The 25,137-nt window shown below is 63.6% G+C and carries 26 protein-coding genes, 5 tRNA genes and 1 riboswitch; of the genes, 12 read left to right on the top strand and 19 right to left on the bottom strand.

Annotated elements, in window-relative coordinates:
- Nucleotides 1-266: hypothetical protein (locus KRX12_RS04810; RefSeq protein ID WP_218365152.1), on the top strand; the 266-nt coding region annotated here is incomplete at its 5' end.
- Nucleotides 267-326: 60 nt separating this feature from the next.
- On the opposite strand, the gene murA is transcribed toward KRX12_RS04810, so the two are convergent.
- A complete protein-coding gene (murA, locus tag KRX12_RS04815; RefSeq protein WP_218365151.1) occupies nucleotides 327-1,601 on the bottom strand; it encodes a UDP-N-acetylglucosamine 1-carboxyvinyltransferase in 1,275 nt (424 codons plus the stop codon).
- Nucleotides 1,602-1,677: 76 nt separating this feature from the next.
- On the opposite strand from murA, the gene KRX12_RS04820 reads away from it, so the two are divergent.
- On the top strand, nucleotides 1,678-2,250 hold the full coding sequence (locus tag KRX12_RS04820; protein WP_218365925.1) for a cob(I)yrinic acid a,c-diamide adenosyltransferase: 573 nt from the start codon (nucleotides 1,678-1,680) through the stop codon (nucleotides 2,248-2,250).
- 15 nt (nucleotides 2,251-2,265) lie between these two features.
- Here the strand turns inward: KRX12_RS04820 and ramA are convergent, their stop codons facing one another.
- From ramA to KRX12_RS04845, 5 genes are all read right to left on the bottom strand, one after another.
- Nucleotides 2,266-3,105, bottom strand: a complete 840-nt coding sequence (ramA, locus tag KRX12_RS04825) for an acetate metabolism transcriptional regulator RamA (protein WP_151550360.1) — start codon at nucleotides 3,103-3,105, stop codon at nucleotides 2,266-2,268.
- 538 nt (nucleotides 3,106-3,643) lie between these two features.
- Nucleotides 3,644-4,453, bottom strand: a complete 810-nt coding sequence (locus KRX12_RS04830; protein ID WP_218365926.1) for an energy-coupling factor ABC transporter ATP-binding protein — start codon at nucleotides 4,451-4,453, stop codon at nucleotides 3,644-3,646.
- 5 nt (nucleotides 4,454-4,458) lie between these two features.
- The gene (locus tag KRX12_RS04835) at nucleotides 4,459-5,193 is read right to left on the bottom strand and encodes a CbiQ family ECF transporter T component (protein ID WP_218365927.1); all 735 of its coding nucleotides are present in this window, start codon (nucleotides 5,191-5,193) and stop codon (nucleotides 4,459-4,461) included.
- Nucleotides 5,190-5,522, bottom strand: a complete 333-nt coding sequence (locus KRX12_RS04840; RefSeq protein WP_218365928.1) for an energy-coupling factor ABC transporter substrate-binding protein — start codon at nucleotides 5,520-5,522, stop codon at nucleotides 5,190-5,192. Before KRX12_RS04840 ends, KRX12_RS04835 begins: the two co-directional genes overlap by 4 nt.
- On the bottom strand, nucleotides 5,519-6,235 hold the full coding sequence (locus KRX12_RS04845; protein ID WP_218365929.1) for an energy-coupling factor ABC transporter permease: 717 nt from the start codon (nucleotides 6,233-6,235) through the stop codon (nucleotides 5,519-5,521). The genes KRX12_RS04840 and KRX12_RS04845 overlap by 4 nt, the downstream gene beginning before the upstream one ends.
- A gap of 88 nt (nucleotides 6,236-6,323) precedes the next feature.
- Nucleotides 6,324-6,562: riboswitch (cobalamin riboswitch) on the bottom strand.
- Nucleotides 6,563-6,710: 148 nt separating this feature from the next.
- Between KRX12_RS04845 and cysK the strand changes: the two genes are divergently transcribed.
- Together cysK and epsC are read left to right on the top strand one after the other, a co-directional pair.
- Nucleotides 6,711-7,655, top strand: coding sequence for a cysteine synthase A (gene cysK, locus KRX12_RS04850; protein ID WP_218365145.1), 945 nt, complete (start codon nucleotides 6,711-6,713; stop codon nucleotides 7,653-7,655).
- Between the two features lie 26 nt (nucleotides 7,656-7,681).
- Complete coding sequence (epsC, locus tag KRX12_RS04855; protein ID WP_218365144.1) at nucleotides 7,682-8,281, top strand: serine O-acetyltransferase EpsC; 600 nt, start codon at nucleotides 7,682-7,684, stop codon at nucleotides 8,279-8,281.
- Nucleotides 8,282-8,375: 94 nt separating this feature from the next.
- On the opposite strand, the gene KRX12_RS04860 is transcribed toward epsC, so the two are convergent.
- The 5 genes from KRX12_RS04860 to KRX12_RS04880 form a co-directional block, all read right to left on the bottom strand.
- The gene (locus KRX12_RS04860; RefSeq protein ID WP_218365143.1) at nucleotides 8,376-8,666 is read right to left on the bottom strand and encodes a GNAT family N-acetyltransferase; all 291 of its coding nucleotides are present in this window, start codon (nucleotides 8,664-8,666) and stop codon (nucleotides 8,376-8,378) included.
- A gap of 110 nt (nucleotides 8,667-8,776) precedes the next feature.
- Nucleotides 8,777-8,849: transfer RNA gene (locus KRX12_RS04865), tRNA-Phe, on the bottom strand.
- Between the two features lie 26 nt (nucleotides 8,850-8,875).
- Nucleotides 8,876-8,949: transfer RNA gene (locus KRX12_RS04870), tRNA-Asp, on the bottom strand.
- Nucleotides 8,950-9,128: 179 nt separating this feature from the next.
- A tRNA-Asp gene (locus tag KRX12_RS04875) sits at nucleotides 9,129-9,205 on the bottom strand.
- 35 nt (nucleotides 9,206-9,240) lie between these two features.
- Nucleotides 9,241-9,313 (bottom strand) — tRNA-Glu (locus tag KRX12_RS04880).
- 107 nt (nucleotides 9,314-9,420) lie between these two features.
- On the opposite strand from KRX12_RS04880, the gene KRX12_RS04885 reads away from it, so the two are divergent.
- Nucleotides 9,421-11,472 carry an MMPL family transporter gene (locus KRX12_RS04885; protein ID WP_218365930.1) on the top strand — a complete coding sequence of 684 codons (2,052 nt, stop codon included), beginning with the start codon at nucleotides 9,421-9,423 and terminating at the stop codon, nucleotides 11,470-11,472.
- Between the two features lie 43 nt (nucleotides 11,473-11,515).
- On the opposite strand, the gene KRX12_RS04890 is transcribed toward KRX12_RS04885, so the two are convergent.
- Together KRX12_RS04890 and KRX12_RS04895 are read right to left on the bottom strand one after the other, a co-directional pair.
- Nucleotides 11,516-11,588, bottom strand: a tRNA-Lys gene (locus tag KRX12_RS04890).
- A gap of 98 nt (nucleotides 11,589-11,686) precedes the next feature.
- Nucleotides 11,687-13,207, bottom strand: a complete 1,521-nt coding sequence (locus tag KRX12_RS04895; RefSeq protein WP_218365141.1) for an acetyl-CoA hydrolase/transferase family protein — start codon at nucleotides 13,205-13,207, stop codon at nucleotides 11,687-11,689.
- Nucleotides 13,208-13,536: 329 nt separating this feature from the next.
- Between KRX12_RS04895 and dusB the strand changes: the two genes are divergently transcribed.
- Together dusB and KRX12_RS04905 are read left to right on the top strand one after the other, a co-directional pair.
- Nucleotides 13,537-14,712: a tRNA dihydrouridine synthase DusB gene (gene dusB, locus KRX12_RS04900; protein WP_218365931.1), complete on the top strand. Its 1,176-nt coding sequence runs from the start codon at nucleotides 13,537-13,539 to the stop codon at nucleotides 14,710-14,712.
- Nucleotides 14,713-14,762: 50 nt separating this feature from the next.
- Nucleotides 14,763-15,494, top strand: coding sequence for a PhoU domain-containing protein (locus tag KRX12_RS04905; protein WP_218365139.1), 732 nt, complete (start codon nucleotides 14,763-14,765; stop codon nucleotides 15,492-15,494).
- Between the two features lie 21 nt (nucleotides 15,495-15,515).
- Here the strand turns inward: KRX12_RS04905 and pstB are convergent, their stop codons facing one another.
- The 5 genes from pstB to mshD all read right to left on the bottom strand — a co-directional run bounded on the left by pstB (nucleotide 15,516) and on the right by mshD (nucleotide 20,395).
- Nucleotides 15,516-16,292 (bottom strand): phosphate ABC transporter ATP-binding protein PstB, encoded by a 777-nt coding sequence (gene pstB, locus KRX12_RS04910; RefSeq protein ID WP_151530227.1) that lies wholly within the window; start codon nucleotides 16,290-16,292, stop codon nucleotides 15,516-15,518.
- A 27-nt stretch (nucleotides 16,293-16,319) separates the two neighbouring features.
- Entirely contained in the window at nucleotides 16,320-17,213 is an 894-nt protein-coding gene (gene pstA, locus KRX12_RS04915; RefSeq protein WP_151550021.1) for a phosphate ABC transporter permease PstA, read from the bottom strand.
- Between the two features lies 1 nt (nucleotide 17,214).
- A complete protein-coding gene (gene pstC / locus KRX12_RS04920) occupies nucleotides 17,215-18,231 on the bottom strand; it encodes a phosphate ABC transporter permease subunit PstC (RefSeq protein ID WP_218365932.1) in 1,017 nt (338 codons plus the stop codon).
- A gap of 33 nt (nucleotides 18,232-18,264) precedes the next feature.
- Complete coding sequence (gene pstS / locus KRX12_RS04925; RefSeq protein WP_218365137.1) at nucleotides 18,265-19,362, bottom strand: phosphate ABC transporter substrate-binding protein PstS; 1,098 nt, start codon at nucleotides 19,360-19,362, stop codon at nucleotides 18,265-18,267.
- Between the two features lie 136 nt (nucleotides 19,363-19,498).
- Nucleotides 19,499-20,395, bottom strand: coding sequence for a mycothiol synthase (mshD, locus tag KRX12_RS04930; protein ID WP_218365933.1), 897 nt, complete (start codon nucleotides 20,393-20,395; stop codon nucleotides 19,499-19,501).
- A gap of 13 nt (nucleotides 20,396-20,408) precedes the next feature.
- Between mshD and KRX12_RS04935 the strand changes: the two genes are divergently transcribed.
- Complete coding sequence (locus tag KRX12_RS04935) at nucleotides 20,409-21,230, top strand: DUF2993 domain-containing protein (RefSeq protein ID WP_218365934.1); 822 nt, start codon at nucleotides 20,409-20,411, stop codon at nucleotides 21,228-21,230.
- A gap of 20 nt (nucleotides 21,231-21,250) precedes the next feature.
- Nucleotides 21,251-21,895: an FABP family protein gene (locus tag KRX12_RS04940; protein WP_151530221.1), complete on the top strand. Its 645-nt coding sequence runs from the start codon at nucleotides 21,251-21,253 to the stop codon at nucleotides 21,893-21,895.
- 5 nt (nucleotides 21,896-21,900) lie between these two features.
- Here KRX12_RS04940 and KRX12_RS04945 read toward each other — a convergent pair whose 3' ends face one another.
- Nucleotides 21,901-22,752, bottom strand: a complete 852-nt coding sequence (locus tag KRX12_RS04945) for an aminodeoxychorismate lyase (protein ID WP_218365935.1) — start codon at nucleotides 22,750-22,752, stop codon at nucleotides 21,901-21,903.
- A 48-nt stretch (nucleotides 22,753-22,800) separates the two neighbouring features.
- Here KRX12_RS04945 and KRX12_RS04950 point away from each other — a divergent pair, with 48 nt between their 5' ends.
- The 3 genes from KRX12_RS04950 to KRX12_RS04960 all read left to right on the top strand — a co-directional run bounded on the left by KRX12_RS04950 (nucleotide 22,801) and on the right by KRX12_RS04960 (nucleotide 25,116).
- Complete coding sequence (locus tag KRX12_RS04950; protein WP_218365133.1) at nucleotides 22,801-23,694, top strand: Dyp-type peroxidase; 894 nt, start codon at nucleotides 22,801-22,803, stop codon at nucleotides 23,692-23,694.
- 11 nt (nucleotides 23,695-23,705) lie between these two features.
- Complete coding sequence (locus KRX12_RS04955) at nucleotides 23,706-24,761, top strand: folate-binding protein YgfZ (protein WP_218365936.1); 1,056 nt, start codon at nucleotides 23,706-23,708, stop codon at nucleotides 24,759-24,761.
- Nucleotides 24,762-24,924: 163 nt separating this feature from the next.
- On the top strand, nucleotides 24,925-25,116 hold the full coding sequence (locus tag KRX12_RS04960) for a DUF3073 domain-containing protein (RefSeq protein ID WP_151550035.1): 192 nt from the start codon (nucleotides 24,925-24,927) through the stop codon (nucleotides 25,114-25,116).
- Nucleotides 25,117-25,137 lie beyond the last annotated feature (21 nt).

Consider the following 25,137-nt stretch of genomic DNA (forward strand, 5'->3'; position numbering starts at 1 on the left):
ACATGCGACCAAACAAACCCCAATCACAAGGGCACCTGATCCACACACAACCAAACACGCACACCACAACAAAAGCAGCACACATCAACAAAACAAAGCTGGCACACTATCGAGTTCTCAAACAACACAGGCACAACCAATCGAGTCAGAATCCTGACTGTTTCGGAAGGCTTGGTATCAACGCTGTTTTCTTTCCGCCACTCTTCGTTGCTCTCTTGCAACGTGGGGCGCTGTCGGTCGCGCTGACAGGAGATAAATCTACATAGATCGCTAGATACACGCAAATCCCCTGCTAGAAGGGGATTTCAAGAGGATCTATAACCGTCTTAGTCCTTGCCGTGGCGTGATGCCGATACGCGAGTGATCCGGGCGCCCAGCTGGTTGAGGGTCTCTACGAACTGCGGATAGCCGCGATCGATATGGAAGACGTCATGCACTTCTGTCACCCCATCGGCACACAGGGCCGCCAGCACTAGTCCGGCGCCGGCACGAATATCGGAGGACCACACCGGGGTGGAGCTAAGTTGCTCAACGCCGCGGACCACCACGTGGTGTCCATCCACGGAGGTGTCCGCGCCGAGGCGCTGCATCTCGTCGACAAAGCGGAAGCGGGATTCAAAGACGTTCTCTGTAATCACGCTCATGCCCTCCGACACGGCGGCAAGCCCGATCGACATCGGCTGCAGGTCCGTGGGGAATCCTGGGAAGGGCAGGGTCTGGTAGTCCACGGCCGAGGGGCGCGAGTCCATGCGGACGCGGAAACCGGTGTCATAGGTTTCCACCTCGGCGCCGACGATCTTGAGCTTTTCCAGCGCGATGTGCAGCGCCTGCGGGTTAATGCCGCCGACAGTAATATCGCCGCGCGTCATTGCGGCCGCATAGGCCCAAGTGCCGGCGACGATGCGATCGCCAATCACCTCGTGCTCGGCGGGATGCAGCTTCTCCACGCCATCGATGGTGATCGTAGAGGTGCCTTCACCAGTGATCTGGGCACCCATCTCCTTCAGCAGCACACAGAGATCGACGATTTCCGGCTCCCGCGCCGCATTGTCTAAGACGGTGCGGCCCTCCGCCAGCACCGAAGCGGTGAGGATATTCTCCGTGGCCCCCACCGAGGGGAAGTCCAGCTGCACATAGGCCCCTCGCAGCGACTCGGCTTCGGTGACCACACAGCCATGCTTGATATAGGTGCGGGCCCCGAGCTTCTCCAGCCCGGATTGGTGCATATCGAGCGGGCGAGATCCAATGGCATCACCGCCGGGCAGGGCCACCACGGCGTGACCGCAGCGCGCGGTGAGTGGGCCGAGCACACACACGGAGGCACGGAATTGGCGCACCGCCTCGAAGTCGGCATTGCTCTGCGGCTGCGCCGGGGTGCTAATGCGCACGGTGGGGCCGTCGATCTCCACGGTGCAGCCCAGGCCTTCTAGAACATCGCGCATGAGCGGGACGTCGAGGATCTCGGGACAGTTGGTGAGCGTCGTCGTGCCCTCTGCCAGCAATGCGGCGGCCATGAGCTTGAGCACGCTGTTCTTCGCGCCGTGGACTTTCACAGCGCCCTGCAGCCGGGCGCCACCTTCTACCAAGAAATGTTCTTTCACAGTGCACCAGCCTAGTGCCTTGGGTGCGGTTGTGCGCTACCTGCTTGGTGCCGACTTTTCCCTAGACTCGAGAACTATGAGTGTTCATTTGACCAAGATCTATACCCGCACCGGAGACGACGGCACCACGGGTCTGTCGGATTTTTCCCGCGTACCCAAAAATGATTCTCGTCTCCAGGCCTATGCCGACTGCGAGGAAACCAATTGCGCCATCGGCGAGGTGCTGGCGCTGGCCTCCCCGAGTAAGGAGGTGAGTGCGGTGCTGCGCCGGATACAAAACGAGCTTTTCGATTGCGGCGCGGATCTCGCCACCCCCGTCGTGGAGAATCCGAAGTATCCCCCGCTGCGCGTGGAGCCGGAGTATATCGAGCGCCTCGAGCAGGACTGCGATCGTTTTAATACGGAGCTGCCGACTCTCGATTCCTTCATTCTTCCCGGCGGCACGCCCGCCTCGGCGCTGCTGCACACCGCGCGGGTGAAGGCTCGCCGCGCCGAGCGGGCCGCGTGGGCGGCCATCGCCGAGCACGGCGAGTCGATGTCGGTCCTGCCGGCGAAATATCTCAATCGCCTCAGTGATGCGCTCTTTATTCTGGGCCGGGTGGAAAACCAGGGCCAGGATGTGCGCTGGGTTCCCGGCGGCGAGCGCTAAAAGCAGCGCGCGGCTTTAGGGCAGCGCGCCGATGCGGCGGGCGGCGTTGACGGCCTCATACCGGGTGTGAGCGCCGAGCTTGCGCATGACCGAGCGCAGGTAGCTTTTGACGGTTTCGGCGCCGATGCCCATTTCCTCGGCGGCCTCGACATTGGTGTGGCCGAGGGCCACACAGGCCAACACGTCGAGCTCGCGGGCGGAGAGCTTGGTGGTCTGCTTTACGCGTACCGGGGAGACGAGCTGGTCACAGAGGCTTTCGATCTCCTTGCGCAGGTCTTCATCCCCCACGCGATTGGCCAGCATGCGCAGCTTGGAGTGGGTGGAGCGCACCTGCTCCCACTCGGCGCCATTCATCACGCGCCCGGGCTTGGCCCCGCTGCCGCCAGCATCGCCGCGACGCAGCGCACTATTGACGGCCAAGTCCTGTTCAAGAGTGCGGGCGGTCATGGTAACTTCCTCGATCACCTTGTCACCCAGACGCACGGGCGAGTGCACGCCCACGTAGAGCACGCCGCGCACATCGCGTTGCACGATCACCGGCACGGCCACGATGGAGTGCAGGCCCTCGTCCTGGATGGGCTTGTCGTGCTCATGAGAAATGATGGAAGCACGGGTGTAATCAGAGACGCCCACCGGACGGCGGGAAGAGACAACACGGCCGCCGACGCCGGCGCCGGGCTCAATCACGAGATTCTGCAGAGCCGGGGTGCGCAGCCCTACCCAGGCACTGATTTGGAGCCGGCTATCAGGTAGCACCGTGGCATACATGGTGACCGGAATGCCGGTGGCGGTCTTCAGTGTGGTGAGTGCTGCGCGAATCGCTTCTTCGTCATCCTTGAGACGCTGCGGATCCATACTCTTCTTCCTGCGTTGTTCACCTAATGCCGGTCCGGGGGATCGGCACCTCCCCTGGCATATAACGACGGGGAGGTAGTGGGTGCCCCTGTTCACACCCGCCTCGCTTAGGTTGCTCGTAGGACAGGATTATAAACAAGAAACGGGGGTAATCATAAGTACTTAGGGGAAGTTTTCCGCACCGCCCGAGATGAAAAGTTCACAAACAACCCCTTTCTACCCCTGCATGGGTGCCCCCGCTTTTAGCCATCCCACCTCCCCCGCTGCGCCTTTTTCTCGGTAAATTTTTATCTCTCTCTCAGATTTACGCCACAAATTTCCCACCCCATCGCCACCCGCAAACCTGCAGGTAAAAGCCCTTCTGGAGACTCAGACAGGTCATATACCCCCGTCAGTACACCCTCTCCATACCACTACAGCAGATCCGCTACCGCATCCCGCACAGTGGGATTCAGGGCTAAAAGGTGGGCAATTGCGAAACAAGTTAGAACAAACACGCACGTGGGTTTAGCGCCGTTTAGAGTGACATATATCACTCTTAACGATCGGGCTGAGCGAGGACATCGGCGGCCGTAAGTACGTCACGACCCAGTGCCCGCGAGACCAGCGGCGCCCAGGGAAGCTCCAAACGCGCCTGCTCGATGAGCTCGGTATCCGTCATGATCTCCGCGCAGGCCCCGCTGCGCACCACCCCGCCCGTGAGCACCGCCGCAGTATCGGCGAAGGCATAGGCGAGGTTCACGTCATGGGTCGAGAGCACAATGGCGGTACCCTCCGCACGCAGCAGCGCGAGGGTGCGCAGCAGCTGGGCAGAGCCGGCCGGATCGAGCCCCGCGGTGGGCTCGTCCAGCAGCAGCACCCGCGGCCGCATGGCCAAGGCGCCAGCCAGGCTCACCCGCTTGCGCTGCCCATAGGACAATTGCTGCGGCACGCGCTCCGCTAGATCGGTGATCTCGGCGCGCTCCATCGCCCATTCCACGCGCGCCGCGATCTCCTCCTCGGAGAGCCCCTGGTTGGTGGGGCCATAGGAGACATCGGCGCGCACGGAGACGCCGAAGATTTGATCATCCGGCTCTTGGAGCACCAGCTGAATCACCGATCGGGCGCGGTTGCGGCCGGCGCGATCATAGGCCGCGGGGGCGGCGTCGATAAGCACCTGCCCACGCTGCGGCTGCAATGCGCCCGCCATGAGCTTCATCAACGTGGATTTTCCGGAGCCATTGGCCCCGAGCAGGGCCACGGCGTCGCCGCGCTCGATACGCAGCTGCACATCATGCAGCACATCGGGCCCGTGCGGGTAGGCGAAGCTGACGGCGTCAAGGCCGAGTAGAGGATGGGAGGTTGTCAAAGGTTTCACCACACAACAGGGATGAGGCCCACGGCACAGACCGCGGCCAGGCAGACAAGGATGATCGCCAAGCGCGCGGGCCGGGCGGGAGTAAAGGTGCCGTAGACGGCTGCCGCGGCGCTATCGGCGCGCAGCTCGAGGCCCTCCTGCAGGCGCTGGGCCCGCTGGAAAGCCGCTAGGAAGAGATTGGCTGCCTGATCGGCGACCGAACGCAGAAAGCGCCGCCAGGAGCTATGCCCCAACCGCTGTGCCTGCGCATGCCACATCGCCTGCGACTGGGTGTAGAGGAGCGAGGAAAAGCGGTAGATGTGCATGCTCACCACGACGAGGGTCTCGGGGATCCCGATGCGCCGCGCCCAGGTGAGCTGGGCGGCAATGGGGGTGCTGAGGGCATAAAGCATGGTGATGCTCATACCCACTAGGCTGCGGCCTGCGACAACCGCAGCGTGGGCGACGCCGCCCTCGACCAGCACGAGACCACTGGGGGTCAGGTTGATCATCAGCGGCCAGATACCGAGCACGATAAACCCGAAGGGGGCGAGCACGAGCCCGATATAGAGCCGCCAGTCCACCTGCGCCCGCGCCGCCGCGATCAGCACGATCAGCAGCAGAATTGGCAGTACGGGAAGCGGCGGCAGCGCCAGCACTAAGACCAGCGCCCCGCCGAAGGCGAGGACCTTTTCCGACACGCTGTGCTGTGCCCAGGGAGAGCGGGCGGCAGCAATGTCGAGTGGATTCATCGGGGCGTGGAGCTCTGCGCGTGCTCCTGCGCCCACTTCGTGCGGCCGCGGTAGAGCCCGATCACATAGCCGAGCGCGCCAGCGCCGAGGGCGGCTTGGAGTGCGAAGAGTCCGGACTCCACCTCGCCGGGCAGCTCGCCGACGAGCGGCTCGAACCAGGGCTCATAGCCGGGATCGACCTCTTCCACGATGGTTTCCGCGCCGGAGTCGGTGCCCACGAAGTGTTCCTCCGCGTCCTTGTCGCCGAGGTTGAAGAACAGCGGGAATGCGGCGATAAAAATGGCCGCGAGGATCAGCGCAATGGTGACGCCGGTGTTGTTCTTTTTCATGCCTTCTGCCCTGCCTTTGGCTTATCGACGCTCTCCTGCTGCACACTGGCCTCCTCGCGGCCGCCCAGCACTCCCAGCAGGGAGAGCTCGCGGGCCGCGATGGTGCGCAGCGAACGGAAGATCAGCACCGTGATGATGGATTCCACGACTGCGAGCGGCAGCTGCGTGGGCGCATAGAGCGCGAGGAAGGTCAGGGCCGAGTTGAAGAAGCCATTGGCGTGGTGGGCGCCGGCCAGCTGGAAGGCGGTGACCACATAGGTGGAGAGGTCGGCGAAGAACGCGGCCAGGGCGATGCCGATGGTGGCACTACCGCCGGCCTTGCGGACTGCTACCCACGCGCCATAGCCGATCCACGGGCCGACGATGGCCATGGAGAAGATATTGGCCCCCAGGGTGGTGATGCCGCCGTGGGCGAGTAGGAGCGCTTGGAAGAGCAGCACGATACTGCCCAAAAACGCCATGACGGGCGGTTTGAAGAGGACCGCTCCAAGCCCGGTGCCGGTGGCATGGGAGGAGGAGCCGGTCACGGAGGGGATCTTCAGTGCGGAGAGCACGAAGGTGAAGGCGCCGGCGGCGCCGAGAAGAAGCCCGGTTTCGGGCCGTTCTTTGAGTTGCTTGTTGACGCGGATTGCTCCGTGGATCACGAAGGGCGCGGCAGCCACACCCCATCCCACGGCCTGCTCAATAGGCAGGAATCCTTCTGCAATATGCATGGTGGAAGAAACGCTCGTCTCTTTGACTCATGTCCGGGTGATTCCTCGCACCAGAACCGGTTTGCGCCGAACTGGACTGACGATATGTGTTCGGCTATCGTGTCGCGGCCGGTCTCCTGGCTTGGCCCTAGGCAACTCGGATGCACCTTCCCGCAGCAACTGCTGCAGTGGTGGGCCGGGGTGTGTATCCGGCGAGTTATCCGAGTGTCTGCGTCTCAATGAGTGTTGAGGCGAGCCCTACAGTGGCGAGGTCCGCTGCGGCGTGGCATGACGCTGAACCGCATTCCCGTTCTCCGCGACTCACTCACCTTAACGCCGTGCGCTGCTCCGCGGGGTTGTATTCCCCCTATAGGGGTGTGCCTATAGACTACTTGGTCTATATATGTAATACTGTCTTGTCTGGTAATTGTGCAGGCGGGGCATTATGCTGAGGAGCGGTAACTTATTATCGACTTTTCAAAGGAGTGCATGACTCATGTCGCGCATCTACAACAACGTCACCGAGCTCGTCGGCGGCACCCCGCTGGTTCGTCTCAATCGCCTCACCGAGGGCCTCGACGCCGAGGTACTGGTCAAGCTCGAGTTCTATAACCCGGCCAATAGCGTTAAGGACCGCATTGGTAAGGCCATTATCGACGCCGCCGAGCAGTCCGGTGAGCTACAGCCAGGCGGCACCATCGTGGAGGCCACCTCCGGCAACACCGGTATCGCCCTGGCCCTGATCGGCGCCGCCCGCGGCTATAACGTGGTGCTCACCATGCCCGAGACCATGTCCATGGAGCGCCGCATCATGTTGCGTGCCTATGGCGCGGAAATCGTGCTGACCCCGGGTTCTGCCGGCATGCAGGGCGCCGTCGATAAGGCGCACGAGGTCGTGGAGCAGCGCGAGGGGGCTATCTTGGCGCGCCAGTTCTCCAATGCCGCCAACCCGAAGATCCACCGCGAGACCACCGCGGAAGAGATCTGGAACGACACCGACGGCGAGGTAGACATCTTCCTCGCTGGCTTCGGTACCGGCGGCACCATCACCGGCGTGGGCACCGTACTCAAGGAGCGCAAGCCGGAGGTGGAGATCATCGGCATGGAGCCCGCTGATTCCCCGCTGCTCACCGAGGGCAAGGCCTCCTCCCACAAGATTCAGGGTCTGGGTGCGAACTTCATCCCCGAGGTGCTGGATCGCAAGGTGATCGATGAGATCGTTACCGTCACCAACGAGGACGCCATCGCCACCGCCCGCGCCCTGGCCGAGCAGGAGGGCATCCTCGGCGGCATCTCCTCCGGCGCCAATGTCTTCGCCGCACTGCGGGAGGCCAAGAAGCCGGAAAATAAGGGCAAGACCATCGTCACCGTCGTGTGCGACTACGGCGAGCGCTACGCCTCCACCGTTCTCTTCGAGGATGTGCGCGCAGAGTTCAACTAGCACACTCTGAGGTAGGATCGACCCTCATGATCGATGTCATCTCCACCGCCATCTCCCGCATGCGCGAAGATCTCCGCAATGCCCGCGAGCACGACCCCGCCGCCCGCGGGGACGTGGAAAACGCCATCGTCTATTCGGGGCTCCACGCCATCTGGGCGCACCGCGTCGCGCACGCCCTGTGGGTGCGTAATTATCGCGGTCCCGCCCGCGTGCTCGCGCAATGCGCCCGCTTCCTCACCGGGGTGGAGATTCACCCAGGCGCCACCATTGGCCGCCGTTTCTTCATCGATCACGGCATGGGCATCGTCATCGGCGAAACTGCGGAGATCGGCGATGGCGTGATGCTCTATCACGGCGTCACCTTGGGCGGGCAGGTGCTCACCCAAACCAAGCGCCACCCCACCCTTGAAGATGATGTGGTGGTGGGTGCTGGGGCGAAGGTCTTGGGCCCGATCACCATCGGCAAGGGCTCGGCGATCGGCGCCAACGCGGTGGTCACCAAGGATGTCCCCTGCCAGCACATCGCGGTGGGTGTGCCCGCAAAGATGCGGCCCCGCGACTCCTCCGAGTGCGTGAAGCTGGTGGACCCCGACCGCTACGTGCCGGGCAACGACTACACGATTTAAGAACGCACATAACTCCCAACGGTGCTACCCGTTGGGAGTTTTTCTGTGCCTCGGCTGCGGCGCGCGCTGTGGCTCCGCTGTGACTCCGCTGTGGCTAGCGGGCGAGGTGCTCCCGATACTCGGGATTCTTGGAGATGAAGTGCTCCACCGCAGAGCAGCTCGGCACGATCGTCATGCCCGCCCGGATCGAATCATCGAGGGCGTAGCGAATCAGCGGCGAGGATAGGCCCTGGCCGCGATACTCGTTGAGCACCACGGTGTGGTTGAAGTCGCGCACCGTCTCATCCACCGCCTGAAACTCGGCGTAGCCGGCCATCTGGCCATCGACCTCAATCACATATGTCTGCGATCCCTCGTCGAGGTGTACGTGCTGTGCAGCGCTCATGGGCGGTGCCGTCCTTTCTCCCTAGAGTTATGTATCTCTGTGGAGCCGAGGATAGCGCAGATGCGAAAAGCAGCCCCCTCGCTTGCGCGAGGAGACTGCTTTTCATGTTGTGGCCAGAAGCAGGATCGAACTGCTGACCTTCCACTTTTCAGGCGGACGCTCTACCGACTGAGCTATCTGGCCACGATCCTTGCCTAAGCAACGATCTGCGACCCTGACGGGACTCGAACCCGCGACCTCCGCCGTGACAGGGCGGCGCGCTAACCAACTGCGCCACAGGGCCATATTTTATTGTGTACCAGCTACTGGCTAAGCAGTGCGCTGTGCACGAGTGGATACTCTACATAACACTCTTACATGCCCGCAAATCCGCTGTTCAGATCCCATTTTGCACGGCTGTACTGAGACACAGAAAAAGCGGCTACCGAGTGCTTCTTCGAAGCATCGATAGCCGCCTATCCATGGCGACCCTGACGGGACTCGAACCCGCGACCTCCGCCGTGACAGGGCGGCGCGCTAACCAACTGCGCCACAGGGCCATATTTTGTTGTGCCTTTCCACAATGAGTGGAAAGTACCCCCAACGGGATTCGAACCCGTGCCGCCGCCGTGAAAGGGCGGTGTCCTAGGCCGCTAGACGATGGGGGCGTAGTCCGCGTGCGGACTGAGATGAATCATACATGAACCATGAGATCGCACAAAACCTCAGCTCCTACGCCCTTTCTCAGCAGGGCTTCAGACTACACTCATTGCCTATGACCACCTCTGCTCCTTCCCGTTGGTTGCGCACAGGACTGCCCCTGGCACTGGTGGCACTGTGGATCGCCATTATGGGCCTCGGCGGCCCCCAGTTCGGCGCCATCAGCGAGGTCTCCTCCACTGACCCCGCCTCCTTCCTCCCCGAAACCGCGGAGTCCACGACCGTGCAGAAGGCGCTCAGCGATTTCCGCGACGGCGACTCTATCCCTGCCGTCGTGGTCATCAGCGGCGACTCTGCCACCCCAGAGGCCCTCGGCTCGCTCCCCGAGGAACTCGCCCCTGAGTTCCCCGAACTCAGCTTCAGCCCCCTCCTGCCTTCCGCGGACGGCGAGGCGGTGCAGCTGGTGGCTGCCATTCCCAGCGACGCCGCCATCACCGAGGTGGTGTCCGCGCTCGACACCGCGATCGAGCAACGCCTCCCTGCCGCCGATGAGATGTGGATTACCGGCCCCGCCGGCTTCACCGCCGATCTCTCCGCCGCCTTCGCCGGTATCGACTCCCAGCTCCTGCTCGTCACCGTCATCGCCGTGCTGCTGGTTTTGATTGTGGTCTACCGATCCCCCATCTTGCCGCTGCTGGTGCTGCTCTCTGCGCTCACGGCGCTGTGTCTGGCCGTGGCGATCAACGTGGCCCTGGCGCGGGCCGGCATCGTCACCATCAACGGCCAGGTCCAAGGAATCCTCTTCATCTTGGTGATCGGCGCCGCCACCGACTATGGGCTGCTGTACACCGCCCGCTACCGCGAGGAACTCACGAAGCACTCTCGGGCGTGGACGGCCACGCTTCGGGCGATCACGGGCACCTGGGAGCCGATTGCGGCCTCGGCCGGCACCGTCGTGGCGGGCCTGCTCTGCCTCATGCTCTCCGATCTGGCGTCGACGGCCGCGCTCGGGCCGGTGGCCTCGATCGGCATCGCCGCCGCGGTGGCCTCCTCCCTCACCTTCCTCCCCGCCCTGCTGCTGCTTCTCGGCCGCGTGGCCTTCTGGCCTCGTCGCCCCCGCCCCAGCCAGGAGAGCCAGGAATCGCCCACGTGGACGCGGGTGGCCGATGCGACGGAGCGCCATCCTCGTGCCCTTGCCCTCGGCATGTCCGCGCTCTTGGCCTGTGGCTGGTTCGGGCTGATCGGCTTCGACGCCGATGGCGTTCCCCAATCCGATTTCGTGCTCGGCCAGAGCGATGCCCGCGATGGCCAGGAGGTATTAGATCGTCACTTCCCTGGCGGCTCCGGCTCTCCGGTGTACGTGCTCGCCGATGAGTCCGCTGCGGATACCACCATCGCCACCATCGCCGCGACTGCCGGGGTGGAGCAGCCCGCCGCGCTATCGCTCGAATCCCCGATTCCGGGGCGCGGCGCCGCCACCGTGGTGGATGGCCGAGTGATGATCCAGGCCACCCTCGACGCCCCCGCCGATTCCGCCGCAGCGAAAGACACCGTCCGCCAGCTGCGCGCCGCGCTTCCCGATGCGGCCGTGGGCGGCACCACGGCTGTGGACATCGACACCAATGACACCTCCATCCGCGACCGCCAGGTGATCATCCCCGTGGTGCTGCTGGTAATCACCGTCATGCTGGCGGTATTGCTGCGCTCCCTGCTGGCGCCCGTCATGCTCCTGGCCACCACGATTCTCTCCTTCGGCACCGCCCTCGGCGTGGCCGCGCTCATCTTCCACCTCTTGGGCTTCAGCGGCGCTGATCCCACCGTGCCGCTCTACGGCTTCGTTTTCCTCGTGGCCCTCGGTATCGACTACAACATCTTCCTCATGACGCGCGTCCGCGAGGAAGCACTCGAGCACGGCACCCACCACGGCGTACGCCGCGGCTTGATCACCACCGGCGGGGTGATTACGAGTGCCGGCGTCGTGTTGGCCGCCACCTTCTCCGCCCTGGCCGTGATCCCCATCCAGTTCCTCGTACAGCTGGCGGTGATTGTGGCCCTCGGAGTGCTTATCGACGCCCTCCTCATCCGTTCCTTCCTCGTCCCTGCCTTCACCCTCTGGGCGGGCAACCGGATCTGGTGGCCGGCGCAGCAGCGCTACCCCCAGGAATAAAAACAGCACTCCCCAGCCATCTGGCTGGGGAGTGCTGTTGTAGTGGGCCCTGTGGGGCTCGAACCCACGACCTGCGGATTAAAAGTCCGTAGCTCTACCAACTGAGCTAAAGGCCCGTACGAGACATGTAGTTTATCAATGCGGTGCGGTGTTTGGAAAAAAGACCACCCCGCCCGCGTGTGCGGGCGAGGTGGCAGCGAGACTCAGTGAGCTCTTAGCTCTGCGGCTTCATGGAGCCGTGAGTGACGAAGCGCTGGTGGAAGGACAGTGCGGTCTCCAGATCGTGCGGGGTCTGGAGGGTCTTGTTCTTCTTGGCTGCCTCGAGTGCGCGGGAGTAGTACTCCTCCAGCACCGGACGGTAATCCGGGTGCGCGATGGCGATGATCTTCTCCACACGCTGGCGCGGTGCCAGACCACGGAGATCGGCGTAGCCGTACTCGGTGATGAGGACCTTGACGTCCTGCTCGGTGTGGTCCACGTGAGAGACGAAGGGCACGATGGCGGAGATATCGCCGTTCTTCGCCTCGGAGGGGGTGATGAAGGAGCTGATGAAGCCGTTACGGGTGAAGTCCGCGGAGCCACCCACACCGTTCATCATCCGGGAGCCGGTGACGTTGGTGGAGTTGACGTTGCCGTAGATGTCGGCCTCGATCAGACCATTGGTGGCGATCAGGCCGAGGCGGCGCACAACCTCGGGGTGGTTGGAGATCTGCTGCGGGCGCAGCACGATGGACTTGGCGTAGCGGTCGGCCTCGGCGTTCATCTTCTCGGCATACTCGGGGGAGAGCGAGAAGGAGGTGGCGGATGCCATGGTCATCTTGCCGGCATCGATGAGGTCCACCATGCCGTCCTGGATGACCTCGGTGTAGGCCTTGATGTTCTCGAACTTGGAGTCCAGCAGGCCGGACATCACGGCGTTCGGCACGTTACCCACGCCGGACTGCATGATGTAGCCGTCATAGGTCAGGCGACCAGCGGCCACCTCGCCCTCGAGGAAGTCGAGGAAGTTACCGGCGATCTGCTTGGAGGTCTCGTCCAGCGGCTTGAAGGGGGCGTTGCGGTCCTCGTTATTGGTCTCGACCACAGCCACCACCTTGTCCACATCGATGTCGATGTAGGTGGTACCGATACGATCGCCGGGCTTGGTGATCGGGATGGGCTGACGGTTCGGCAGCGGCTCGATGCGGTAGATATCGGCCATGCCCTCGAGGTTCAGGGACTGCCACTCATTGACCTCGATGATGATCTTGTCGGCGGCGTCCAGGTACTCCACGTTATTACCCACGGAGGAGGAGGGAACGAGGTGGCCTTCCTCGGTGATGCGGGTGACCTCGACGATGGCAACGTTCATGTTGCCGAAGAAGCCCTGGGAGACGTACATGCCCGACTCGGAGAGGTGGTAGTCGGCGTAGTAGGTGGTGCCGTCGTTGATCTTGCCACGCAGGATCGGGTCCGACTGGTACGGGGTACGGAAGCGGATGGCATCCGCCTCGGCGAGTACACCGTCACACTCGGGAGCGGTGGAGGCACCGGTGAAGAGGTCAATCATGTACTCCTCACCCTTGGCATGAGCCTCCTTGGCGCGCTCCGCGATAGCGGTGGGAAGCACCTTCGGGTAACCGGCGCCGGTGAAGCCCGATACACCTACCTTGTCACCGTGGTTAACAAACTGGGCAGCTTCCTCCGCAGACATAACTTTTCCGCGAAGCTTGGCGTTGGCAATACGATCCGACATGAACTCTTAGTTCTCCTTATTTCTGTGTGCAGTCCGGTGCGGGGCCGACCCCTCATCGGGTCACCACCACAGGCCGTGAGTGCGGTACTTGTCCTAGCCCCGCGGTTGAATGTGCCGGCTGATACCACCGTGCGATCTTGCACGCGTCAGCGCACCCGCTGTGAACTAGGTTACGCACCCCACAATAGACGAACTTTTGGTTCATGTCTCAGGTTCTTTTCCACTACCCCCCGACCTCGCCGGAGATCGGCTGCCCGCCATCGCCGCGCAGAGCTGGGAACGATGCCGTGAAATTGCGGTGAACGCTGCGGATAGGCGACACTAGGCGGGTGACTACATTGCGCAATCATCGGCCGCTGCAGATCGGTTCACTCACCCTCGAATCCCCCGTCGTGCTCGCCCCTATGGCGGGGGTAACCAATGTCGCGTTTCGCACACTATGCCGCGAACAAGAGTTGGAGAAGATGGGGAGCGTCTCGGGGCTCTATGTGTGTGAGATGATCACCGCCCGCGCTCTCGTGGAACGCAATGAGAAGACGATGCACATGATCGCCTTCGATGCAGCAGAGAATCCGCGGAGCATGCAGCTCTACACGGTGGATCCGCACTATACCTATGAGGCGGCGCGGATGATCGTGGACAACGACCTGGCCGATCATATTGATATGAACTTCGGCTGCCCGGTGCCGAAGGTCACCCGGCGCGGCGGCGGCTCGGCGCTGCCCTATAAGCGCCGGCTCTTCGGCAATATCGTGGACGCCGCGGTGCGCGCGACCGAGGGCACCGATATTCCGGTGACGGTGAAATTCCGCGTCGGGATTGATGATGAGCACCACACTCACCTCGATGCGGGCCGGATCGCGGCGGAGAATGGGGCGGCCGCGGTGGCCTGCCACGCCCGCACCGCCGCCCAGCGCTATTCCGGCACGGCCCGGCTCGAGGAGATCGCGGCACTCAAGCAGCACATGGTGGACTCCGGGTTCGCCAATATCCCTGTCTTGGGCAATGGCGATATCTTTGCCGCTCAGGATGCGGTGACCATGATGCAGCGCACCGGCTGCGATGGCGTGGTGATTGGCCGCGGGTGTCTCGGCCGGCCGTGGCTCTTCGCGGAGCTGGCCGCGGTGTTGCGGGGCCAGCCGCTACCGCCGCAACCCACCTTGGGCGAGGTCACCCGGATCATCCGGCGCCACGCCGAGTTGATGGTGCGCCACGAAGGCGAGGAGAAGGGCTGCCGCGACCTGCGTAAACACATGGGCTGGTATCTGCGTGGCTTCCCCGTCGGCGGCGAGGCTCGGAGCCAGCTCTCACGGGTGACATCCTTGGCACATCTGGATGAGCTGCTCGCCCCCTATGCCGAGAGCAGCGAGCTGGCCGTCGATGCCGAGGGGCCGCGCGGCCGCCAGGGCTCGCCGGCGAAGGTGCTGCTGCCGGAGGGGTGGCTGGACGATCCTGAGGACGCCAGCGTTCCCGAGGGAGCCGAAATCATGCATTCCGGCGGCTAACCGCTTTTCGTACTCAGCAGAGCTGCACAGAAGTAGCTATAGTGCAGCATATGCGCACTGCCTTTCGCGAGCACCTAGACGGCTTTTCCTACGATCTTCTGGTCTTAAGTGATCACGTCCGCGAGACGATGAGACTAGCTAGCAAGGCGCTGATTAATAATGAGCTCACTCCCGCCGAGGAGGCGCTCTCAGCTGCCACCGCTATGGAGGAGACGCGGCAGCGCTGCGAGGAACGTGCCGTTGCCCTGCTGCTCTTGGAAGGCCCCATGGCGCGGGATCTGCGCCAGATCATTTCTTCCATCTATATTGTGGAGCATTTTGATCGCATGGGCGCGCTGGGCATGCATATCGCCCGGGTGGCGCGGCGCCGGCATCCGAATAATGCCGTGCCGGCGATTTTAGTGGGCTATTTCGAGGAAATGTCGCGCATCGCTTTGCAGATGTCGGACAAAATTCACGAGCTGCTGCTCAATCCGGATGCGGATGTGGCGCTGGTGCTCAGTGATGATGATGACGCTATGGATGATCTGCACGCCCATATCATGCACGTGCTCACCCAGCGGGAATGGAAATATTCCACCTTGGAGGCCGTGGACGTCACTCTGCTGTCCCGCTACTATGAGCGCTTCGCCGATCATACGGTGGATGTCGCTGCGCGCATCGTGTACCTCACCTCCGGTATGCAACCGGAGGAGTACCGCCTGAAGCTGGAAGATGAGCGCAGCGAAGAAGATTTTGCGCGCCGCATCGCAGATCTGGAGCGGCGCTTTTCCCGTGACTAGGCGGGACGGGTCGCGGACTGTTTAGCCGAAGCGGCCCGAGATATAGTCTTCGGTTTCTTTCTCGTCGGGGTTTTCGAAGATCTTCTTGGTGGGCCCCACCTCAACCAGCCGCCCGGGCTTACCGGTGGCTTCGAGGGAGAAGAATGCCGTCTGGTCCGAGACACGGGCGGCCTGCTGCATGTTGTGGGTGACGATCACGATGGTGAAGTCTTTCTTCAACTCGTGAATCAGGTCCTCCACGGCGAGGGTGGAGATCGGGTCGAGCGCGGAGCAGGGCTCATCCATGAGCAGCACGCCGGGCTCCACCGCAATCGCGCGGGCGATACACAGACGCTGCTGCTGCCCACCGGAGAGTCCACCACCCGGCTTATCCAGGCGGTCCTTGACCTCCTCCCACAGGTTGGCGCTGCGCAGCGACTTCTCGCAGACCTCTGCGAGCTTCTTCTTATCCTTCATGCCGGACAGCCGCAGCCCCGCCGTCACATTGTCGGCGATGGACATGGTGGGGAAAGGATTAGCTTTTTGGAACACCATGCCGATGGTGTTGCGGACGGATACGGGATCCACCTTGGGGCCGTAAATGTCCTCACCGTCGAGGGTGATGCTGCCTTCTACGCGCGCCCCTGGGATCACTTCGTGCATTCGGTTGAGGGTGCGCAGCACGGTGGACTTACCGCAGCCAGAGGGGCCGATGAAGGCGGTGACGGACTCCGGCGGCACGTGCAGGTTCACATTCTGCACGGCGTGGAAATCGCCATAGTAAATATTGACGTCGTTGAGGTCGAGACGCTTGGCCATGTGAGTGAGTTCTCCTGAGCGGTGGGGCTAGTTTTTCACAGAGAATTTCGCGGAAACGATCCGTGCCGCGATATTGAGCAGGGCGATGAGGAGCACGAGGGTGAGGGCCGCACCCCACATCTTGGCCAGCACCGCATCGGAGGAGCCGGCCTTGTACATGTCGAGCATCATCAGCGGCAGCGAGGACTGTGGGCCGCTCGCGGGGTCCCAGTTGATGCCTTGGAAGGAGCCCACCAAGATGAGCACGGGGGCGGACTCGCCCATCACGCGCGCAATGGCCAGCATGATGCCAGTGACGATGCCCGACAATGCGGTGGGCAAGACGATCCTGGCGATGGTCTTCCACTTGGGCACGCCGAGTGCATAGGAGGCCTCACGCAGATCGTGCGGCACCACCCGCAGCATCTCTTCGGTATTGCGCACGACCACCGGGATCATGAGCAGCACCAGCGACAGCGCCACCGCCATACCGGAGCGCTCGAAGCCGAAGAGCACCACCCACACCGAGTAGATAAACAGCGCCGCCACGATCGAGGGCACACCGGTGAGGATATCCACCATGAAGGTGGTGACCTTCGCCAGCCGTCCGCCGTTGTTGTACTCCACCAGGTAGATAGCGGTGAAGATGCCGATGGGGATGGACAGGATGGAGGCGATGCCCACCTGTACCAGGGTGCCGACGATGGCGTGCAGTGCACCGCCACCCTCGACGTTGTAGAGGATGCCCATCTGCGAGGCGGTCCACCACTCCGGCTGCAGCACCGCACCGATACCGCGGGACACAACCTCCCACAGCACCCACACCAGCGGCACCATCGCCAGCACCATGGCGCTATAGATCACCACTGTGGCGATGCTGTTTTTCGTGCGGCGGGAGGAGGAGATGTGCTGGAAAGAACTGGATGTCTGAATCTGTGTCATGCTACTTTCCTCGCTTCACGACGCCACGTGCTGCCGCATTCACCACGAAGGTGAGGAAGAACAGCACGAGGCCGGCGGCGATATAGGCGCCAGCCTTGAGGTCATTGTTGAACTCGGGGGCCGCGTTGGCGATCGCGGTGGCGAAGGTCGTGCCGCCGTCGAAGAGCGAGGCACGGAAGGCCGAGGAGGGCGAGATCACCAGATAGAGCGCCATGGTCTCGCCCAGGGCGCGGCCCAATCCGAGCATTGCCCCGGAGATATAACCGGACATGCCGAAGGGCAGCACCGTCATCCGGACGACTTCCCAGCGGGTGGCGCCGAGTGCCAGGGCGGCCTCGATATGCCCCTTGGGGGTTTGGACGAACACCTCGCGCGCGGTGGCGGCGATGATCGGCAGGATCATGATGGCCAAGACGATGCCACCGGTAAGGATCATGCGGGAGGTGGCAAAGGACGGCGAATTGTCATAGTGCGCGAAGAGGAAGAATCCTCCCGCCCAGCTATTGATCCATTCAAAGACTCCGCTGAGCAGCGGCCCGAGTACTTTCACACCCCACAGGCCGTAGACGATGGAGGGCACGGCGGCCAGCAGGTCCACCAAAAAGCCCAGCGGCTTCACCCATCGCGTCGGCGCATAGTTGGAGAGGAAGATCGCAATGCCCAGCGCCACCGGCATGGCCAGCAGGAGCGCCACCAAGGAGACGGTCACGGTGACCGCGAAGAGATTGGGAATACCGAAGTACATCGCAGAGGTGTCTGCGGTATTCCAATCGCCCGCGTAGGTGAAGAATCCCGACAATCCCTCGGCGTTATTGAGCAGTGCGGGCCCGGCGCGCCACAGCAGGAAGAGACCGATGGCTGCGATGAGCACGGTGATCAGTGCCGCCGAGGCCGTGGAGAGCGTCTTGAAAATGCGGTCGCCGGGGCGATAAACGGGCTTCGGCGCCGGCTCGGGCGGGCTCGGCGGTGCCGTACGCACATCCGGCTCGCGCGTAGTCACTACGGAGGTACTGGACATGAGAGGAAACGTCCTTTGACTGAGAAGGGGCTATTACTGGAGTGCGTCGACGGCGTCTTCCAGCTTCTTCTTGAACTCACCGGACACCGGGATGTAGCCCTGTGCCTCGAGGTCCTGGTCCTGGTTGGCGAGGGCAACCTTGAGGAAGTCCTTCACCAGGCCGGCGGTGTTCTCGTCATAGCCGGCGGAGCAGACGATCTCGTAGGTGGTGAGCACCACCGGGTAGGCGCCCTCAACGTCCATGGAGAAGAGCTTGTTGGCGTCCACCACCATGTCGTGGCCCTCGCCGGCGTACTCGAGATTGTCCAGGGCCTTGCCCACGGTCTCGTTATTCAACTCCACGGGGCCGTGGCCGAAGTCGATATTGGCGACGCCCAGGCCGGCCTCGGTGGCGAAGCCTGCCTCCACATAGGTGATGGCACCCGGGGTGGCGGCGACCTGTCCCACCACACCGGTGGAGCCATTAGCGCCAGCACCGGTGGTGGAGGGGAAGGACTTGCCGGTGGTGTCCCACAGGTCCGGGACAGCGGCCTTGAGGAACTTCTGGAAGTTATCGGAGGTACCGGACTCCTCGGAGCGGTAGACCACCTCGATCTTGGAATCGGGCAGGTCCATGCCCTCGTTCTCGGCGGCGATCGCCTCGTCATTCCACTTGGTGATCTCGCCCTTGAAGATCTTGGCGACGTTCTCCACGGAGAGGTTCAGGCCATCAACACCGTCGAGGTTATAGGCCACGGCCACCGGGCCGATCACCATCGGCAGGTGCCAGGCGTCATTACCCTCACAGCGCTTAGCGGCGGCGGCCACCTGCTCCTCATCCAGCGGGGAGTCAGAGCCACCGAAGGCCACCTGGCCGGCGATGAACTGCTTCTGGCCGGAGCCGGAACCGGTGGCGGTATAGGACAGGTTATTTCCCGTGGACTCATTGAACTTGATGCCGAAGAGGTCCATGGCCTTCTGCTGCGAGGAGGCGCCCTCTGCGACCAGCTGGCCGGAGGCGTCGGAGAGGTTCTCTGGGGCCTCAGCGCCCTCCGAGTTGCTGTTTCCGGTTTCGGAGCAGGCAGCAAGCACCAGGGAGCTGCTGGCGACAAGACCGAGGAGGGCGGCTGAACGTTTGAAGGTATAAGTCACAGTGGGTGTCCTTCCATATGGGTGATGGGGTGGGCCGTCTGTGCCCAAGGAGACAACCTAAGGCAGCGATATGGCCACCACGCCGCACTGCGGTTAACGGAAGGTGAAAAGACAGCAAAAGTTGCCCGAACTGCCCTTAGTGCCCGCTGGAATACACCACATGCCTTTCGATGGTGCTGAATCCTGCCTGCTCATAGGCGGTGACTGCCGGAGTGTTATCCGCCTCCACGTACAAAATGACGGAGCTGTGCCCCTGCTCCACAAGGTGCGCCACTCCAGCGGCAATGAGCGGGGCGCCGAGGCCGCGGCCGCGGAACTCATCGGCCACCCCCACCACGTAGATCTCGCCCTGCTCGGCGCCGTGGGATTTGGTCCAGTGGAATCCCGCCACCTGGCCGCTCTCGCGGTGCATATATAACAGCACCCCCGCCGGGTCGAACCAGTCGGTATCCATGCCCGAGCGCAGCCGCGCCAGATCCCAGCCGCCCTGCTCGGGGTGCCAAGAAAAGGCCGAGTTATTGGCCTCCAGCCAGGCGCGCTGCACCTGCTCTTCGCCCCAGCGGGTGCAGGCGGTGGCATAGTCCACCAGCTCCAGCTCCGCATCGGGCGGGGTGGTGGCGCTGCGGCGCACATACTCGCTCAGGGCATCCCCATCGATCCCCATCACCAGCAGCTCTCGGGTGATGCGCGCGTGACGACGCTGCGCCAGCGCTTGGGCCGCCGGCAAATCGCCATGCGCCCACACGTCTGTGACCGCTGCATGGTCGAGGAGGTGGGTGGCCACGTGGCGGCGTCGATAAGCGGGGTGCACCGCGAGCTCCGCCGAGTCCGCGGCGACGGCCAAGACCCCCGCCACCGTGTCCTCATCGAGGGCCAGCCAGTGGGTATGGGCGAGGGCGGCGTCGTCAAGGCCCCGCAGGAATTGCTCCGAGAGGGCTGCCACGCCGTCCTCGCGCTGCACGGCATCGAGCATGCTCAGGGTGGCGGAACGGAACGCGGCGTGGGTGGGCAGATGCAACTTCTCATAACGCATATCCACTAGGGTAGTGATCGTGAAAGGCAAGCGGAGACTACTGCGTATCGCCGCCGTTGTGGCAGCGCTCGGGGTGAGCGGGTGGCTCGCCGATGCCGCCGTGGCCATCAACGTGGAACGCACGATCTCCCGCTCGGTGGAGGACGCCACCCACCTGCCGGTGCCGCCGCGGGTCTATGTCGGCGGCACGCCCTATACTGCCGCGCTGCTCAGCGGCAATGTGCCGAAGATTTCCACGCACGTGATGGATGTGGACGTGCCCAATTTCGGCGTGGTCAACGCCACCACCGATGTGTTTAACCTCACCATGAACCGGGAGCAGGTGCTCTCCGGCGATCTCGATGGCGTGGTGGCGCGGGTGATCTCCCGCTCGGTGAGCCTCGATGGGGTGGCCTTGGGCGAGCATCTGCAGATGACGGATCTGCAGATCAGCCACCCCTATGACATCTCCCCCTCCGGCGGCACCGCGGCGGAAGTGCTGCTCACCGGCACCCCCGCCGGGCTCGAGGAGCCGGTGACGGTGCTGGCGCGGCTGCGCATTAGCGGCACCACCATCACCATGACCCCCACCGAGCTGCGCGATGGCCCGGAGGATCCGGCCCGCCAGGAAGAGATTAAGCAGCAGTTCTTCTTCCAGATTGATTCGCGCGAGCTGCCCTTGCCCTCGCAGGCCTCGCAGGTATTTGTGCGCGGCGGGTCGGTGGTATTCGAGTCTGAGCAGCGCAATGTGCGCCTAGATATCCGGGATCTCTCGCCGCTCGGGCCGCAGGTGCAGGAGATTACCTCCGAGGGGAAGCGCCGTAATGAGGCGGAGATCGCCGAGCTTGGTTCCTAGCTTCGTTACTATGGGACGGTGTGACTGATTCATCGACGAACCATCCCGAAAACCTGAGCCCGCGCCTCGATGGCAACGAGGCCGTCAATCGCGCCGCGGAGGTCGCTAAGACCACCGGCGGGCGGAATATTCCCAGCCTCGGCGAGCTGCCGATTCCCGCCGATACCGCGAACCTGCGCGAGGGCCCCAGCCTGCACGATGGGTTGTTGGCGCTGCTGCCGCTGGTGGGTGTCTGGCGCGGCGAGGGCCAAGCCGATACCCCCGAGGACGGCGAGTTCACCTTCGGCAACCAGCTGATCTTCTCCCACGATGGCGGCAATTACATCAATGTGGAGTCCAAGTGCTGGAAGAAGGATGCGCCGGAGTCCCTCGAGTCCCGCGAGACCGGATTCTTGCGCATCAATGACAAGGACGAAATCGAGTTCATTCTCTGTCATTCCGGCGGCGCGGTGGAGATCATGTACGGCGAGCCCCTCAACGAGCGCGCCTGGGAGCTCAGCTCCGCCTCCACTATGGCCACCGCCTCGGGGCTGACCACGCTCGGCCCCGGCAAGCGCCTCTACGGCCTGCTGCCCAATGGCGATCTCGGCTGGGTGGACGAGCGCCTGGTGGACCAGGAGCTCAAGCCCCGCCGCTCCGCGCAGCTGCAGCGCTACGCGGGCTAAACCTTCTACCCCAACGCCGCCGTGATCATTGTCTGGATTGCGGCGGCGTTTGCTGTTCCCTGGCCGCGGGTGGGCCGGCCATCAATGCTGGTGACCTGGGCGGCGATGCGTACCGAGCTGACCAGCCACACCGAATCCGCGGCCTCCAGCTCGCTCACCGTGATATCCCCGGTCTCGCAGCTATAGCCGTGGGCGGTGGCGTAGCTAAATAGCGCGGCCTGGGTGGTGCCGGGCAGGATATCGCCCTTGGGCTCGGGGGTGCGGATCGTCGATCCCCTCACCGCCACCACCGTGGAGGTCGCGCCCTCGAGGACCCGCTCCCCCGCCACGTAGATCACATCATCCATGCCCTGGGCGGCGGCCTGGCGCAGCGCCGCCATGGCCGAGGCATAGCTGAGGGTCTTGGCGGCGCGGGGGCTGGAATCATCTGCCCCGCGCGGTAGGGTGAGCACCGCCACCCCGTGCTGGCGCTGGGCGAGCTGCTCGGCGCTGACCGCCTTGACGCTAATCCACGCCGAGGGCTGCCCCGTGCTGGCCCGGCCGCGAGTATAGGTCCACACCATGGCGCCATCGCAGTGATTCTCCTGCTCCCAGCGCTCGGCGGCGCGCCGGATGGCGGCGTCCCATAGCTGCTGCTGCGGTGGCGGCAAATGCAAGAGCTCGGCCGAGCTGTGAAAGCGCTCCACGTGTCGCTGCAGATTGCAGGCGCGCCCCTGACGCACAAGCACCGTTTCGAATACCCCGTCGCCGCGGGTCACGGCATAATCATCCCAGTAGACCAGAGGCGTATCGGGGTCGTGATCGACGATCTCTCCGCTGCTTATGTCGAGGCGAACGATAATGGGGCGAGGATTCATGCCTTTCATTATTCACGCCGGCGCGAACTTTGGTGCAGAATCAAAGGTATGAGTCATCAAAGCGGAATCACTGGTCTAGGCACCACTGACCATATTTTTCTCGAGTTCGATCTGGCCCCCGGCGCGGATGGATGCGCGGTGCTGCGCCATCTGGCCGAGGCCATCAATCTGCCCACCACGCACGGCGTCAACGTGGTGCTGGGCGTGCGCCCCAGCCTGTGGGCCGAGGTAGCCGACGCGGAGTATGTGCCGGATAAGGTGCACGATTTTTCCGAGCCGATTAGCGGCTCGACGATGTCCATGCCCGCGACCCAGCACGATGCATGGGTGTGGGTGGCAGGGTCCTCCCGCTCCCAGGTATTCGACATCGCCCGCACGATCGCCAGCACGGTGCGCGAGAGCGCCACCCTGGTGGAGGAAACCACCGGCTGGGTCTACCAGCACAATCGCGATCTCACCGGCTTCGAGGACGGTACTGAAAACCCGCCGGCCTTGGAGGCCCCGAGCGTGGTGGCGGTGCCGGAGGGTCGCCCCGGCGCGGGCAGCTCGGTGCTGCTCTACCAGCTGTGGGAGCACAAGGCCGTGGAGTGGGAGGCGCTGCAGGCCCATATCCAGGAGCAGATCATCGGCCGCACCAAGCCCGATTCGGTGGAGCTGGACGAGGATGCCAACCCGGAGTCCTCCCACGTCAATCGCACCGTGGTGGAGGTCGACGAGGACGAGCTGGAGATCTTCCGCCGTAATGTCTCCTATGGGGACATGTCCACCCACGGCACCGTGTTCGTGGGCTTCAGCTTCGATCAGTGGCGCATGGAGGAGATGCTGCGCCGCATGGCCGGGGTGGATGGCGGCCCGGCGGATCGTCTCACCGAGTTCACCACGCCGCTCTCGGGCGGCTGGTACGTGTGCCCCTCCACGCAGGCTCTCGCCGCGCTCCTCTAGTATGGGCGGGCATGAGTGAGACATCCTATCGTTCCCCTGGCCTAGCGCGTCCCGGTGCCTGCCCTGCGCAGGACGCCGACGCCCACCCCGCCTATGAGGGCGTGGCGTGGCATTATGGCGATCCTTTAGGTGAGCAGCGGGCGATTACCGAGCAGCCGGTGGTGATTGACCGCTCTAACCGGGTGGTGCTGCAGGTCAGCGGCGCGGATGCCCCGGAGTTTCTGAATAATCTGCTCTCGCAAAAGCTCGATGATCTTCCCGTGGGCGCCGGCACCGAGGCCCTGGATTTGGATGCCCAGGGCCATATCCTGCATGCGCTGGGGGTGCTGCGCACCGAGGAGGGATTCCTGCTGGATATCCCCCGCCCCAGCGCCGACAGCCTGGAGGAGTTCCTGCGCCGCATGGTCTTTTGGTCGGCCGTGGAGATCTCCCGCACCGACCTCGGCCTGCTCACCCTCCTCGGCACCAGCGCGCCCGCCGGGCTTAGCCGCAGCATCAGCGCTCCCCTCGCCCACACCGATCTCTATGTTCCCGCCGCGCTTATCGACGCCACCCTCACGGAACTGGAGAGCAACGGCGTGCGCTGTGTCGGCCTGATGGCGTGGACTGCGGAGCGGGTGCGCCATCTGCTGCCGCTGCCGGAGGTGGATCTGGACGATAAGTCGATCCCGCACGAGGTGGCGCACTGGGTGGGCGGCACGGCGGTGCACCTGCACAAGGGCTGCTACCGCGGCCAAGAAACGGTGGCCCGGGTGGAGAATCTGGGCTCCTCGCCGCGGGTGCTGGTGCGGCTGCACCTCGATGGCTCCGCACCTAGTCTGCCGGTGCCCGGCGATAGCATCACCAAGGGCACCCGGCCGCGCGCCGTGGGCCGGGTGGGCACGGTGGTGCAGGACTGCGATTTCGGTCCGATCGCGCTGGCCGTGGTGAAAAGATCCGCGCTACAGTCCCAGGATCTGCGCGTGGGCGACTGCTCCGTGGCCGTAGACCCGGAGACGATTCCGCAGGATAATGGCACGAAGGCCGGCCGGGAGGCGGTGCAGCGCTTCCGCTCTCGTACCCTCTAAAGGGGTACGGGCGTAAACGGTTTTGCGGCACGCCACGGACCCAGGTGCGACTTTTTTCGTCACATTAGCTATTGTGGATTCACAGGAATACAAGATTGCAGAAACCGATAATGGGGTGCCCTACGCCCGAGGCACTTCAGGCACACTCCAAGGGGGTCTAGCCATGGGTCGCGGCCGCGCGAAGGCTAAGCAGGCTAAGGTAGCTCGTCAACTGAAGTACCAAACTCCTGAGATGGACTTAGAGCAGTTGCAGCGTGAACTCGCCAGCAATAGCTCCCGTTCGGAGGAGGATGTCCGGGAGGACGATCCCTACTCCGAGTGGGCCGACTACTTCAAGGATGAATACGAGAAGTAGCACACTATGTTAAGAAACCTC

This window comes from Corynebacterium sp. TAE3-ERU2, assembly GCF_019209955.1.
Taxonomy (GTDB): Bacteria; Actinomycetota; Actinomycetes; order Mycobacteriales; family Mycobacteriaceae; genus Corynebacterium; species Corynebacterium megadyptis.